The organism is Acinetobacter towneri DSM 14962 = CIP 107472, from assembly GCF_000368785.1.
In the GTDB taxonomy this organism is placed as follows: domain Bacteria; phylum Pseudomonadota; class Gammaproteobacteria; order Pseudomonadales; family Moraxellaceae; genus Acinetobacter; species Acinetobacter towneri.
Genome location: NZ_KB849690.1, coordinates 689,893 through 703,591, shown reverse-complemented (window position 1 = coordinate 703,591; position 13,699 = coordinate 689,893). Strand labels below are relative to the sequence as shown.

Here is a 13,699-nt window from a genome sequence, read left to right as displayed (position 1 = left end):
CACTAGTGATAAACTGCACTGTGGTGCAAGGGAGAGATAAATATTTAAATTTTAAAATGAAGAGCAGATCAGAAATTATGCGCTCCTCATTTCATGCCTCTCAACATATTCTTAGCCCCCGCATGATTATAATTTTTGGCTAAATTCTGCAAAATGCGCTTGGCTTGCACTTCTGCGTTTGGAAAACGACTGCGATAACTCGACACACTGGTTAAACAACGTGCCACCAACATGCCAGATTCTGTATAAATACGTGTACCCTCTGCGCCCTGTAACTTGCCATAGTTATAAGCACGTTGCGCATTATTACAGGCATTAATTTGATTACGCCCACTGTTTAAATCACGACGTGCAGCCACATATAAACGTGTCTGTTGCTGTTGTGGTGTCTCAACCACGCGTGGTGGAGCTGTTTTTACTGGCGCAACTACAGGCTCTTTTTTCTCTTCAGGTTTTTCTTTCATTTCAGCAACTTTGGTTGCATTTGTTGTTTTTGGATTACTTGGAACTGCTTTAGGTACGGCCTTTGTAGGTGCAGAAGCCGCGCGGTAAAAGCGTCGCGCTTCATCTTCAGACATTATTTTAGTAACCAAACTCACCACTCGCGCTTCACCACGCTGTTCCAACTGTCGCTCCGCCACTGGCTCAATCGATACAATCCAACTTTCGCCCTGATTACCTACACAACGGTATGCCCCAATCCCCTGTTTTACATCTCGATAAGTATTGAGTAATTTTTTAGACCATGCATTTTTAACTAAACTCATTGAGCTTTTATAGGCAAGCGTTAAGCGTCCATTTTGTGACTGACAATAGCTGCCCATATATTTACGTGGAATCATAGATTCAGCAGGCTGATCTTTGCGCTGTGGCCCCCAATAATAGACATATTCTTTAGCAGCACCACTGGGCTGATTTAAGTTTTTTTGAACAATCAGTTCTTGTGCAGATGCAAAATGCTTCACCGAATTTGGGCTATATTGATCGACTGTTGCACAACCAAATAATAGGCTGCCCACCCCCCCCATCAAAAGTATTTTTTTGCAGGTCACGTTTCAATTCTCAATTGTTTTTATAGGAATGAAAATATATGAATTAGCGGAAAATAACAAATCTAACACCTTGATTTTATAGTTAAATAATCATCGCTTTATTTGAATCGCGTTTGATATTTTTATAAAACAATACAATTCATCACAGTTTTTTATGATTTTGAATACTAACACTCATATTATTTTTTATACAACTGTTCAGATCTATTTATATTTAGCAATCATGGCTCTGAACATGTGAACGCGACATCCACAACAAATCATGGATGTCGCCACCACAACTAGTGATCCAATGTCGATTCAAATGCTTTTAAACGCTTATAGATAGACAAGAGCTCAATAATGGTTGGCCAAGATGCAATCAGATACTGAAAAGATTCACGGACTTTGCCAAATACGTTGGCAATTTGCATCATCAAACCCAATGTAATAGCCCCTGCGGCAATACTTGGGAACAACACAAATAAACCATAAATATTGTCCAATTGCATGTACCAAATGCGTACCAAGTTAAAATAGGCATAGTGGAAATATAAACGGAAATAGTTCAAACGCACTTTGCTAAACAGTTCTTTTAAACTCAGCGGATCAGCACGTTCAGCGTGATCTTCACCATAAACCAATTCTTTACGATAAGCCGCCTCAACTTTTTGGTTATTAAATTCCAGACCTGGTAACTTCGCACCCACCACAATTAACACCACTGTACCAAATACTGCCCAACCCACTGCAGCCCAAACTAAGGCATACGAAATTTCCCCCACTATAGGCAGGGCTTTGACATGCACAGACAAACTAAACAGCACAGGTAAAAATGCCAACAAAGTCATTAGGGCTTCGACTAAATTTACCCCTAAAGTTTCCATGGTTCTGGCAAAGCGCATGGTATCTTCTTGAATACGCTGTGAAGCCCCTTCAATATGTCTGAGTTTTTCCCAATGTGCGGTGTAATAATTATTCATTGCCGTACGCCAACGAAAAACATAGTGACTAACAAAAAATAAATTCAAAACCATTAAGGTCACTGCCACCATGGCGATGTATAAAAAGGTCAGCACACCTGCATAGAGTTCATTGACATCTCCACCGCCACTACTGAGCATTTTTTGAATCAGGTCATAAAATGGGTTGTACCAGGCATTCACCACAACATTGACTTGTACCCCAAACCAAATATTAAACAGGATGAATGCCGATCCCCATACCGACCAGCGCTGCCATGGGTGATTTGCTTTAAGTTTCCAGAAAATGGCAAACAGCGTCGTTGCCACAAAAAACCACAGATAAAACCATAAAAATGCAGGTGACCAAAAACGGCTGACATCGATGGGTAATGTTGCTTCGGCATAGCCTTGCGGGAAGCCAATCCAACTACCCCATGCGCTACCGCCCGAGTACCATAAAGCCAGATTGATCGCGAACCAAACAAGCAATGAAATAAAAAACCACTTTGGATTTGGAAAAAATGACTTAAACATGCAGACAAAAAGCCTTTATTTTTTAAATTTGAATGTAAAACCCAGTGCCTTCACCACTTAAAAAAGCGTGAATGGATACTTTAACTTTTATACTTTATACGCTGTTTTTTCAGCAATAATTTTATTTTTATACTGAAAACTGTAAATTTCATCAATCGGCTATATTTTACTGCGCTGTTCATTTGCCATTCATCTAAGAAATTACATCAAATTTCAATTTCTTATATTTTTAAAATGTCAAATTATGAAGTATTGGGCAAATTTATTGCGATTTTTTGACCAACAATTCAAGTACAAAATATTTAAACCCGACACAAATTTACGATTTTGTGTAGATTATTCATCAATTTACTATATAATACAGTTGATTAAAAATAACTCATTTAGGGTGCGGTATGGAATCTCCAACAGAAAACATTGCTATTGAGCTACTTGAACCTATTGTTCTACGTAAAGAAAACTGCGCACCAATTGAATTCGAGCAAGGTACAATTTTAAAAGTTTTATTGGTTAATCCTAACTCCTACTTGGTTACCGTAGACGACGAATTTAACTTTACTGTCTCTTTAGAAGATGAAAATAAGGTGTGGCGTAAACTTTAATTACTGAGTCGCCACAAACTTTAATGATTGAATGTACGCAAAGCACATTCAATCATTAGATAAAGCTTGATAAATACGCTACTGCTTTCATGGCTTATAAAAACTAAACTTTCATTACACCTATCAATCACAGCATCCTTTTAATTTTTCAGAAGTCCACTTCGGGTATGGCTCTCTGAAAATGTTGCCTAAGATTCAGTTTTCAATCCTCTGTATATCATTGTAGATTTTGCAACAATCTCATCAAAATCACCTTTATATTGGGCAAAATGAGATAAAAATTAGCTTTAAATTTTCATCTTATTTTCTCTATAAAAATCAATAAAATATACCAATTGATCAAACCAAAACAACAACAGCAATGACTTTAAATTCACTTTTACAACTAAGCAAAACCAAAATTAATCAAAAATTATGATAAGATCATGCTTCTTGTAAAACACATTTTTTTATAAAGATGAGTTGCTTAAGCAATTTTTACTGTCTTTAGTGTGTTTTATTTTTTCTATTTTTTTAATTCACATCCTATTTTGACAAGATCTACTTGATCTCTAAATTTAGGATTGTATTTGCTTATTTTTATAATGCGGATATTTAAAATCCTGAATTGTGTCACTCAAAATTGGAGAAGTAATTAAGAACTCAAAAACTAATGGAGATAGCAATGGATCGAATTGCAATTATTGGCGCTGGCCCAAGCGGCATGGCCCAATTAAGAGCGTTTCAGTCAGCAAAGGCCAAAGGTCTACAAGTTCCTGAAATTGTATGTTTCGAAAAACAAAATGATTGGGGTGGACTCTGGAACTATACTTGGCGCACAGGTATAGATGAACATGGCGAACCTGTCCACGGCAGTATGTACCGTTATTTATGGTCAAATGGCCCTAAAGAAGCGCTAGAATTTGCCGATTATACTTTTGATGAACACTTCAAAAAACCAATCGCGTCTTATCCGCCACGCGCAGTGTTGTGGGATTATATTCAAGGTCGTGCAGAAAAAGCACAGGTGAAAGACTTAGTCCGCTTTAATACCGCCGTTCAGCATATTCATTATGATGATGCGACGCAAAAATTTACGGTTGATGTCGAAGATTACGCACAGCAACGTCATTATTCAGAACAGTTTGATTATGTTGTGGTGGCCTCTGGGCACTTTTCTACCCCGCGTGTCCCTGTTTATGAAGGCTTTGATCAATTCCATGGTCGTATTTTACACGCGCATGATTTCCGTGATGCACTGGAATTTAAAGGTAAATCAGTGCTGTTGGTGGGCAGCAGCTACTCTGCCGAAGACATTGGTTCGCAATGTTATAAATACGGCGCCAAACAAATTTACAGTTGCTATCGCAGTAAAGCCATGGGCTTTAAGTGGCCCAAAAACTGGTCTGAAAAACCACAATTACTGCGTGTAGATGAAAATACTGCTTATTTTGGTGATGGAACATCGGCCAAAATTGATGCCATTATTTTATGTACGGGCTATTTACACCACTTCCCGTTTATTGAAGATGGCTTGCGCCTCAGAACGCATAACTGCCTTTATCCACTAGGTTTATATCAAGGTGTGGTTTGGGAAAAGAATCCACGTTTGTTCTATTTGGGTATGCAAGATCAATGGTACACCTTCAATATGTTCGATGCGCAGGCATGGTTTGTCCGTGATGTGATTTTAGGCAAAATTGCATTGCCAAGTACAGATGAAATGCAAAGCCATACCCAAACCTTGCATGAAAAAGAACAACGCTTAATCAGCGATGAACAATCTGCACGTTTCCAAGGGGATTACATCAAACGCCTGATTGCGCAGACCGACTATCCATCTTTCAATATTGATGCAGTACACGATATTTTCATGCAATGGAAAAAGCATAAAAAAGAAAATATTATGGGCTTTAGAGATAAAGTTTATCGCTCAGTGATGACAGGAAAAATGGCTAAACCGCATCACACACCATGGCTTTATGCACTAGATGATTCTCTGGAAAGTTATCTAGAAGATGAAGCTCAACGTGAGGCGATGTAAGGCGTGATCTCAAAGATTAAAGCAGGCCTGCCGTAACGGAAAAACAACTACAAGCCTCATAAACATTGCTGATGAGGCTTGTGGTTTAAAGATTCATTTCAACTTATCATTGTTTAGAAATAGCGCTAATTATAAATCTGACTTGGCGCGTTTTAAGGCTTGTTGCCAACGCGATAAATGTTCAGCCCGCTCTGCCTCATTCATTTGAGGTTCAAATACCCGATCTAACTGCCAAGATGCTGAAATTTCAGATAAGTCAGAAAATACACCCGCCTTTAAACCTGCCATAGCTGCTGCTCCCCAAGCGGTTGATTCCAACATTTTAGGACGTAACACAGGCACATTTAAAATATCGGCTTGGAATTGCATCAACATATCATTTTGACTAGCACCACCATCGACTCGAAGCTCTTTCAGTGGATGATCTAAATCGGATTGCATCGCAGTGAGTACATCCGACACCTGAAATGCAATGGATTCCAAGGCAGCACGGGCAATATGTGCCTTGTTGGTGCCACGTGACATTCCACATAAAAGGGCTCGCGCTTCACTGTCCCAATGTGGCGCACCAAGCCCTGTAAATGCAGGAACTAGCACTACACCATCGCTAGAAGTTACACTATTGGCAAGTTGTTCCACATCGCTGCTTTTTTGGATAATACCCAAACCATCGCGCAGCCATTGCACCACCGCGCCTGCCATAAAAACACTGCCTTCAAGGGCAAAATGGGTTTGATTTTGACATTGCCACGCCAAAGTGGTAAGTAACTTATTTTGGCTAAATTGCACCTGATTGCCTGTATTAAACAACATAAAACAGCCTGTACCATAGGTGTTTTTTGCTGTTCCAACTTCAAAGCACGATTGCCCAAACAACGCCGCCTGCTGATCGCCTAAAATACCTGTAATTGGGATATTCGCGCCCAATAAACCCGTTGCGGTATCTGCAATATAGCTGTCGGATGCAATAATTTTAGGTAAAACTGATGCGGGAATTTGAAATAATTCCAGCAATTCTTCATCCCAAGTTTGGTGATGTAAATTCATCAACATCGTTCTTGAAGCATTACTCGCTTCAATGACATGCTCTGCGCCTTGGGTCAAATTCCAGATTAACCAACTGTCGATGGTGCCAAAAGCCACATGCCCCTGCTGTGCCAATGCTTTTAATCCATCGACATGCTCAAGCAGCCACACCAGTTTGCCTGCACTAAAATACGGATCTATACGCAGACCTGTTTTTTCCTGAATCAATTGCATCTGGTTATTTTGAATCAACTGATGACACCAATCAGCCGCACGACGATCTTGCCAAATTATGGCAGGTGCCAGTGGTTTGCCTGTGCGTTTATCCCACACTACAGTCGTTTCACGTTGATTGGTCACGCCAATCGCGTGAATGTCTTTAGCCAAAATACCTGCAGTCGCCAGAGCCTGTTGCACCACAGCAATTTGATTTGACCAGATTTCTTGGGCATCTTGTTCCACCCAACCTGAATATGGGGTCTGGATATGGGTTTCTCGTTGTGCCGTTGCCTGAACTTGTCCGTGTTCATTAAAGATGATGGCACGACTAGAAGTTGTGCCTTGGTCGAGTGCTAGTAAATAACTCATATTTTTTATTGTGTTTGACTTGAAAAATAAAATATTAGCGCAATTATGTAACTAAGCGCATCGAAATGTGTAATTGTGCAGAAAATACATCGTAATTTTTGCCAGCTATGCTATGATTGCGCTGTGATATGGGGGTGTTATTGGCTTCGACGCTGATGATGAAGCTCATAGATGCATGCCGAGAGCGCATTTTCTCTCGTAAATCAAATTTGCATTAAAATAGTCGCAAACGACGAATCTTACGCTCTAGCTGCCTAAGGGCCGCTTGTCCGCTTCACTGAATACTTGTGGTCAGTGAACCCGACTGAAGCGCACGCACACAAGTCCGTATAGAGTTGAGCCTCGGGACTTTATACCAAACTTAGAGGATCGCACTTTGAACCCTGTTCGTCGGGTCTTAGAGTGTTAAAACAATAGACGATATCTAAGCATGTAGTATTCTCGAGTGTAGTGTTGGCGGACGCGGGTTCAACTCCCGCCACCTCCACCAAATTCTTAAATTCATATGAAGTTACATAACTAAATATGACTAAAAAAGCCTTAAACATCAGTGTTTAAGGCTTTTTCTATGGGTTTTGCGTCCAATGCTATCCAGAACAAATTGACCCAAATTTGAATAAATTGGGTCAAAATTGCGTCAATTTGACCCACAACTTTTAGATCTATAATGACCTGAAGCGAAGTACATCTCTCAAACAACCCTTGTCATAAATTTGTAATGTTTGTTGCTTATAAATTCTTAGAAATTTCAACTTTATATTTTAAGGTTCAGGAATGTCAGCAAACATCAGCTTAAAGTATCTAAATTCATTGATCAGTGATGCTCAGACTAAAGGCAATAAAATTGAGAAAATATTATTGGGCTATAAGGCTTATTATTTTTTCATGTCAGATAGTGATTTCCATAAGGCAGTGACTAGCTCTGCACTCTCGCCAAGCAAACGTAAATATAAAGACCATAAAATTAAAGTGACCCAAGACGACTATCAAATTGAGGTAAAACTTCACGAAAAATGATCAGGATTGCTCACTTTTGCACAATACAGGTTCAAATCCACTTTTAGGATTTAAGCCTTTTTATTGGACGGTTTATTCATCTCCAAACATTTTTCGCTTTCACTCCCCAAACCGAATAACTCCCCCGCACAACAACAAAATAGATTATATTATCCTTAATTGATAAAAAATTATGCGGAGTACACATGCAGGTATTTCCCTTAGGAAAGCGAACTATTTCCGTGATTGTGGTCATTGTAGCTCTGGTTTTATTGTTAATTTACGTGGTCTTACGCACAGGCCCATTTGCCCCTGTCAACGTCACCCTCACGCAAGTCAAATATCAATCCATTCAACCTAGCCTGTTTGGCGTAGCAACCGTTGAAGCGCGTTATAATTATAAAATTGGCCCAACTGCAGCAGGTCGCTTAAAAAACTTAAAAGTAGATATTGGCGATAACGTACAAGCAGAACAACTGTTAGGCGAAATGGATCCTGTCGATCTAGAAGATCGTTTATTGGCTCAACGTGCGATAATCCAAAAAATTACCGCTCAGCAACAAGACACTCAAATCCGTCAAAATTTTGCGCAGCAACAAGTCAATCGTTATCAACAACTAGCTAAAATCAATGCCACCAGCCAAGAATCTTTAGCCATTAAACAACAAGAGCTCGATTTGGCAACGGCGGCACTCAGCGCGATGCAACAAGAACTCAATAAAGCACGTGCAGACCTGAATACCTTACAAGCACAGCGTGATAATTTAAATTTAGTGGCCACAGCTGCAGGTGTCGTCACTGCACGTTATGCAGAACCGGGTTCAACGGTGGTAGCAGGTCAAACCGTACTAGAAATTGTCGATCCTAACTCCATTTGGATGAATGCCCGTTTCGATCAATCCAGTGCGATTGGTTTAGCTGCTGACTTACCAGCTCAAATTCATTTACGTTCACGGCAAAATAATGCTTTGGCAGGTCATGTGTTATGGGTAGAACCTCGTGCCGATGCCATTACCGAAGAAATTTTAGCTAAAGTGGTTTTTAATCAACCTCCAACGCCTCTTCCGCCTTTGGGTGAGTTAGCAGAAGTCACCATCAGCCTCGCACCATTGGCACGCAGCTTAACCATTCCCAATGCGGCAGTTCACCGTATCAATAACCAAGTAGGCGTGTGGAAAGTTGTGGCCGAAAAGCCGCAATTTGTTGAAGTTCAATTAGGACGTTCAAATTTAGCGGGCGATGTGCAAGTGCTCGCAGGCTTATCCGAAAATGATCAAGTGGTGCTGTATAGTGAAAAACCCCTACATGCCAAAAACCGTTTACGGGTTGTCAAGCAACTTGCAGGAGCAGCTAAATGATTAGTCTGGCAGGTCGTGATATTTTCCATTCATGGGGTAAATTTGTATTTACTGGCTTTGGACTCGGCTTGCTGATTGGTGTGACCTTAATTATGGCTGGCGTGTATCGCGGCATGGTAGATGATGCCAAAGCCCTGCTGAATAACAGTGGTGCTGACCTATGGGTAGTGCAGCAAGATACACTTGGCCCTTATGCAGAACCTTCAAGTGTGCGTGATGATTTATATCGCAGCGTGATGAATATGCCCGGGGTGGCGCATGCTTCAAATATTACTTATTTAACCATGCAAGTGCATCATCAAGATAAAGATATTCGCTCGATGGTGGTCGGGATTCAAACAGGTGAACATGCGTGGAATAACTTGGGGTGGCCGCCACATTTATTGGCAGGACGTCAATTGACCCGCGGGCACTATGAAGCCGTAGCCGACATGAGTACGGGATTAAAGTTGGGTGATCGTATTAAAATCCGTCGTAACACCTTTACCGTGGTGGGTTTAACCCGACGCATGGTGTCTTCGGGTGGTGACCCGATGATTTTTATTCCGCTGAAAGATGCACAACAGGCGCAATTCCAAAAGGGCAATGCTGCCATTTTACAAGACCGTAGACGAATTGCAGTAAACCCAATTTATAACCGCCCTGCTTATCCTGACTTGCTTGAAAGCGTACTCAATGCACAAAGTAGCAACCGTTATGTGAATGCTATTTTAGTCCGTTTAAATGCAGGTGCTTCAGCTGAAGAAACAGCAGCACATATTCAGCGTTGGCAACAACTAACAGTCTATACCCGCCCGCAGATGGAACACATTTTAATCAGCAAAATGATTGCCACATCCGCAAAACAAATTGCCATGTTTTTAGTGATTTTGGCCTTGGTCAGCGCCGCGATTGTGGCATTTATTATTTATACCCTGACTATGGACAAAATTCGTGAAATTGCGGTCTTAAAATTAATCGGCACACGCAATCGCACAATCGCTTGGATGATCTTGCAACAAGCACTCGCGCTGGGATTAATTGGATTTGCTGTCGGTAAAATCAGTTCAACTTTTGCAGCACCATATTTCCCGAAATATGTCTTATTGGTTCCACAAGATTCGATTTTCGGATTTTTTGCGGTGATGCTGATTTGCATGTTAGCCAGTTTGGTTGCAATTCGGATGGCACTGCGTGTTGACCCTGCCGAAGCAATTGGGGGATAACATGACACACGGCATTTTAATTGAAGGTTTAAAAAAGCGTTTTGGACAAGGTGACAATGCCTTTTATGCCTTAAAAGATGTCAATATGCAGGTTGCGCCCGGTGAAGTAGTTGGGCTGATTGGCCCCTCAGGTTCGGGCAAAAGTACCTTACTCAAATGTTTAGGTGCAGTGATTGATCCTACCGAAGGACGCATGACTTTGGGCGATGAGGTGATTTTTGACCAACGTTGGTTAGTCAAAGACTTAAGTGCCTTACGCCGCGATAAAATTGGTTTTATGTTCCAAACCCCGTACTTAATTCCTTTTTTAAATGTTTTGGATAATGTAGCGCTGCTGCCGATGTTAGCAGGCGTAGCCAATGACATTGCCCGCGCCCGCGCATTGGAAATTTTAACGGCGCTCGATGTGCAGCATCGGGTACATGCCATGCCTGGGCAATTGTCTGGTGGTGAACAACAGCGTGTCGCCATTGCACGTGGTTTGATTAATCAACCGCCTGTGATTTTAGCCGATGAACCCACTGCACCATTGGATAGTGTACGCGCGATGACCGTGATTCGCTTATTACACGAAATGGCAGAAAAATTTCAAACTGCAATTATTGTAGTCACACATGACGATAAAATCATCCCTACCTTTAAACGCTTGTACCACATTCGAGATGGTGTGACTTATGAAGAACAAGGCGAAGGACGTCCTTTTAAGTAGGCTCTAAAGTTTTCAGCGCTGGAAACTGATGTTTTAGCTCAATATCAAAAGCAATAAAATATCTGCATTTCAAGTTACATGCGACACAATGCTAAAAAACGGTTGATGTGGTATTCTGATAGCATCAGAAATGCAAAAATATAATACTTACTAGCTTCATACTGTTCTTGGAATTTAATCAAAATACGCATATATTGATTAAATAGAGCAATTTATTCTTAATCCAAGAATTGACGCGCTAACCATGAAACTTAATCACCTAGAGGTTTTAGATATGTCAACTAGAAACCGAACCAATGAAAGTGAAATCGCTACAGCTGCAGCTGACGTTTTGCGTGAACGCTTCATTGCAGTAGCTCACAGTGATCGAGTACTTTATGTGGAAAATGATGCCTTAGTCAGCAAAACCCCGAATGGCAAACCAGTTTTAATCAAACAGTTATCTGGTCGGAACCCTGATCTAGCCCGCCAGTTTAATGGTCGCAGAACCTTTAAAATTAGAAAACGTAACATAGAGGCTACTGCAGAATAATTTATGTTGCCAAAAACACCTCGAATCAGAATGTTTGCGGGTCCAAATGGATCGGGCAAAAGTACGATGATTAATGGTTTAGATAGCCGTTTATCTAAATTGTTTTTGAATGCTGACAACCTTGAGCGCGATCTTAAAGCCACACCCATTCTTGATCTAAGTCAATTTGATATACGCATTAATGCAAACATATTGGTTGATTATCTTACTCAAGCAAGTCGACCACTAAAAAATGCAGATGGTACTCTAAGCAAAAGTCCTCTCCTCTCAGTAGATCCTGTGATTGATGGAAGCTTAATCGACTTAAGCGGGAACACGATTGATTCCTACCTCGCAGCCCGAATTCTTGATGTCATCCGTAAAGAGTTACTTACGCTTAAGGTTGGATTTACATTTGAAACCGTAATGTCTCATGAGAGTAAAATCGAGTTTTTGCGAGATGCTAAAACGCAAGGCTATCGTACCTATTTATACTTTGTGACGACTGAGGACCCTGATATTAATGTGGACCGAGTTAAACAACGTGTGAAAAATGGTGGTCATCCAGTCGAAGAAATTAAAATCCGTGAACGCTATTTCCGCACTATGCACATGTTGATTGATGCGATTGAAGTATCCGACCGAGCGTATTTATTTGATAACTCAAGTAATGCGACCAAGAATATGGCTTCTTATATCTGTGAAGTGACTAACGGAGATACATTGATCATTAATCCAGATTTTAAAGGAGAGTTTCCGATCTGGTTTGAAAAATATGTACTTGTTCATTTGGTTGATGAAGAATAAAAAAACCGCGCTTGAATCATTCAAACGCGGTTTTTTAAATATTCACAGGTCAGTAAACTGAACCCATCGGCATCTTACTCAGCCAACATTTTACTCAGTATTCATAGCCATTGTTGATTGACCATTGCTGCAATTTGCCATAATAGATTTCATCGTTGAACAGTAGGTCTGCTTTAGAGGCAGCATTACTTTCTTCAGTTGGGCAGAAACCATCATCACAATCGGCATCGACAACCCAGCAACCACGAACGAACAATACTTTATTGCCTTCTTGCTCCAGTTGTTTCTGAACGCGATCAATCGCTTCATGTAAGTCATCTGCGCCTAAATATGCGGTCAAATACGCATAAGAGCCTGTTTCATCGGATGCTTTACGGAACTCTACACCCACACAAAATAAATGTTTTTTCATTCTTGGCTCCTTGTCATCTTATACAACTAAGCTAATCTTTAATTTGGTCTAGGTCTAGTGCTTTTTCTTACACTTAACAATACGTTACCTATTCACAATACTGCAGTTCAAAGTAAAAACATAGTATCCAAATATTAGACTTAAGCCATAATCGCTGTATAAATGAGGTAGAACGCAACACCAATAACTGTCGTAGCAAATACCTTTTGTACAGTATTGCTATTCATGCGATGTACCAAAGTACGTCCAAGTAACATCCCGACAATACATGCCAGAACAAAGGTGATGGTGACTGCCATTGGGTACTGAAAGCCATCTAAAACGTGTGCTGAAATACTCACGCCACCAATCAGGAAAATAATCATCAAAGAGGTTGCGACGATACTGCGCATATCCAAATCGGTAAATTTACGCAATAACGGCACAATAATAAAACCACCGCCCACACCCAACAAACCCGTCAATAAGCCTGCAATTACACCCACACCACCAAGCAAAGACGCCGTTTTAACATTCCAAATTAAGCGTCCTGTGTTTTGGTTTACCTTACACGGTGGATTAACTTGGTCGTTGACTTTATTAAAGAAAATACGATACGCCACAATCAACATGACCAGACTGAACGCCAGTGTTAACCAAATGGGCGGGACAATACCTGCCAAATGCACCCCATAACGTGCAGATGGAATACTGATTAAGGCAATCCACAATGCAGCACGATAACGCACAATACGTTTGAACAAGCCTTCAACTGTGCCAACCAAAGCCGCCAAAGTGACTGCCAATAAACCGACAGGTGCAGCCTGCGCCACAGTCCAGCCCTGACTTGCCATAAGTGCAGGAACGGCAAGAATACCGCCCCCTGCCCCAGTTAAACCCAGCAAAGTACCAATCGCCAAGCCTTCTAGGATTAACATCCACATGCGTATTTC

At 40.9% G+C, this 13,699-nt stretch carries 13 protein-coding genes and 1 other RNA gene; 9 read left to right on the top strand and 5 right to left on the bottom strand.

What is annotated here, in order from left to right; all coding sequences use genetic code 11:
* Positions 1-86 precede the first annotated feature (86 nt).
* Positions 87-1,028: a hypothetical protein gene (locus F947_RS10580; protein WP_035310827.1), complete on the bottom strand. Its 942-nt coding sequence runs from the start codon at positions 1,026-1,028 to the stop codon at positions 87-89.
* 305 nt (positions 1,029-1,333) lie between these two features.
* Positions 1,334-2,530, bottom strand: a complete 1,197-nt coding sequence (gene sbmA / locus F947_RS10575) for a peptide antibiotic transporter SbmA (protein ID WP_004975393.1) — start codon at positions 2,528-2,530, stop codon at positions 1,334-1,336.
* 395 nt (positions 2,531-2,925) lie between these two features.
* Between sbmA and F947_RS10570 the strand changes: the two genes are divergently transcribed.
* On the top strand, positions 2,926-3,132 hold the full coding sequence (locus F947_RS10570) for a hypothetical protein (protein ID WP_004975391.1): 207 nt from the start codon (positions 2,926-2,928) through the stop codon (positions 3,130-3,132).
* 664 nt (positions 3,133-3,796) lie between these two features.
* A complete protein-coding gene (locus F947_RS10565; RefSeq protein ID WP_004975389.1) occupies positions 3,797-5,155 on the top strand; it encodes an NAD(P)-binding domain-containing protein in 1,359 nt (452 codons plus the stop codon).
* A gap of 129 nt (positions 5,156-5,284) precedes the next feature.
* On the opposite strand, the gene glpK is transcribed toward F947_RS10565, so the two are convergent.
* Positions 5,285-6,769, bottom strand: a complete 1,485-nt coding sequence (glpK, locus tag F947_RS10560) for a glycerol kinase GlpK (protein ID WP_004975387.1) — start codon at positions 6,767-6,769, stop codon at positions 5,285-5,287.
* 130 nt (positions 6,770-6,899) lie between these two features.
* Between glpK and ssrA the strand changes: the two genes are divergently transcribed.
* From ssrA to F947_RS10530, 7 genes are all read left to right on the top strand, one after another.
* Positions 6,900-7,259, top strand: a transfer-messenger RNA (tmRNA) gene (gene ssrA, locus F947_RS14380).
* A gap of 284 nt (positions 7,260-7,543) precedes the next feature.
* Positions 7,544-7,786 carry a hypothetical protein gene (locus F947_RS10555; RefSeq protein WP_004975383.1) on the top strand — a complete coding sequence of 81 codons (243 nt, stop codon included), beginning with the start codon at positions 7,544-7,546 and terminating at the stop codon, positions 7,784-7,786.
* Positions 7,787-7,971: 185 nt separating this feature from the next.
* Positions 7,972-9,123 (top strand): efflux RND transporter periplasmic adaptor subunit, encoded by a 1,152-nt coding sequence (locus F947_RS10550; protein WP_004975381.1) that lies wholly within the window; start codon positions 7,972-7,974, stop codon positions 9,121-9,123.
* Positions 9,120-10,328 (top strand): ABC transporter permease, encoded by a 1,209-nt coding sequence (locus tag F947_RS10545; protein ID WP_004975378.1) that lies wholly within the window; start codon positions 9,120-9,122, stop codon positions 10,326-10,328. Before F947_RS10550 ends, F947_RS10545 begins: the two co-directional genes overlap by 4 nt.
* A 1-nt stretch (position 10,329) precedes the next feature.
* Entirely contained in the window at positions 10,330-11,037 is a 708-nt protein-coding gene (locus F947_RS10540; RefSeq protein ID WP_026438336.1) for an ABC transporter ATP-binding protein, read from the top strand.
* Between the two features lie 274 nt (positions 11,038-11,311).
* Complete coding sequence (locus F947_RS10535; RefSeq protein WP_004975373.1) at positions 11,312-11,569, top strand: hypothetical protein; 258 nt, start codon at positions 11,312-11,314, stop codon at positions 11,567-11,569.
* A gap of 3 nt (positions 11,570-11,572) precedes the next feature.
* A complete protein-coding gene (locus F947_RS10530; protein ID WP_225543583.1) occupies positions 11,573-12,355 on the top strand; it encodes an ATPase in 783 nt (260 codons plus the stop codon).
* A 94-nt stretch (positions 12,356-12,449) separates the two neighbouring features.
* Here the strand turns inward: F947_RS10530 and F947_RS10525 are convergent, their stop codons facing one another.
* Positions 12,450-12,767 carry a hypothetical protein gene (locus tag F947_RS10525; RefSeq protein WP_004975369.1) on the bottom strand — a complete coding sequence of 106 codons (318 nt, stop codon included), beginning with the start codon at positions 12,765-12,767 and terminating at the stop codon, positions 12,450-12,452.
* A 140-nt stretch (positions 12,768-12,907) separates the two neighbouring features.
* Positions 12,908-13,690, bottom strand: coding sequence for a sulfite exporter TauE/SafE family protein (locus F947_RS10520; RefSeq protein ID WP_004975367.1), 783 nt, complete (start codon positions 13,688-13,690; stop codon positions 12,908-12,910).
* Positions 13,691-13,699: the final 9 nt, after the last annotated feature.

What these genes read in the sequence shown, in the direction of transcription:
- F947_RS10540 (WP_026438336.1), top strand. Translation starts at nt 10,330, where the DNA reads ATGACACACGGCATTTTAATTGAAGGTTTAAAAAAGCGTTTTGGACAA.
- F947_RS10555 (WP_004975383.1), top strand. Translation starts at nt 7,544, where the DNA reads ATGTCAGCAAACATCAGCTTAAAGTATCTAAATTCATTGATCAGTGAT.
- F947_RS10545 (WP_004975378.1), top strand. Translation starts at nt 9,120, where the DNA reads ATGATTAGTCTGGCAGGTCGTGATATTTTCCATTCATGGGGTAAATTT.
- sbmA (WP_004975393.1), bottom strand. Translation starts at nt 2,530, where the DNA reads ATGTTTAAGTCATTTTTTCCAAATCCAAAGTGGTTTTTTATTTCATTG.
- F947_RS10550 (WP_004975381.1), top strand. Translation starts at nt 7,972, where the DNA reads ATGCAGGTATTTCCCTTAGGAAAGCGAACTATTTCCGTGATTGTGGTC.
- F947_RS10530 (WP_225543583.1), top strand. Translation starts at nt 11,573, where the DNA reads ATGTTGCCAAAAACACCTCGAATCAGAATGTTTGCGGGTCCAAATGGA.
- glpK (WP_004975387.1), bottom strand. Translation starts at nt 6,769, where the DNA reads ATGAGTTATTTACTAGCACTCGACCAAGGCACAACTTCTAGTCGTGCC.
- F947_RS10525 (WP_004975369.1), bottom strand. Translation starts at nt 12,767, where the DNA reads ATGAAAAAACATTTATTTTGTGTGGGTGTAGAGTTCCGTAAAGCATCC.
- F947_RS10570 (WP_004975391.1), top strand. Translation starts at nt 2,926, where the DNA reads ATGGAATCTCCAACAGAAAACATTGCTATTGAGCTACTTGAACCTATT.
- F947_RS10520 (WP_004975367.1), bottom strand. Translation starts at nt 13,690, where the DNA reads ATGTGGATGTTAATCCTAGAAGGCTTGGCGATTGGTACTTTGCTGGGT.
- F947_RS10565 (WP_004975389.1), top strand. Translation starts at nt 3,797, where the DNA reads ATGGATCGAATTGCAATTATTGGCGCTGGCCCAAGCGGCATGGCCCAA.
- F947_RS10580 (WP_035310827.1), bottom strand. Translation starts at nt 1,028, where the DNA reads ATGGGGGGGGTGGGCAGCCTATTATTTGGTTGTGCAACAGTCGATCAA.
- F947_RS10535 (WP_004975373.1), top strand. Translation starts at nt 11,312, where the DNA reads ATGTCAACTAGAAACCGAACCAATGAAAGTGAAATCGCTACAGCTGCA.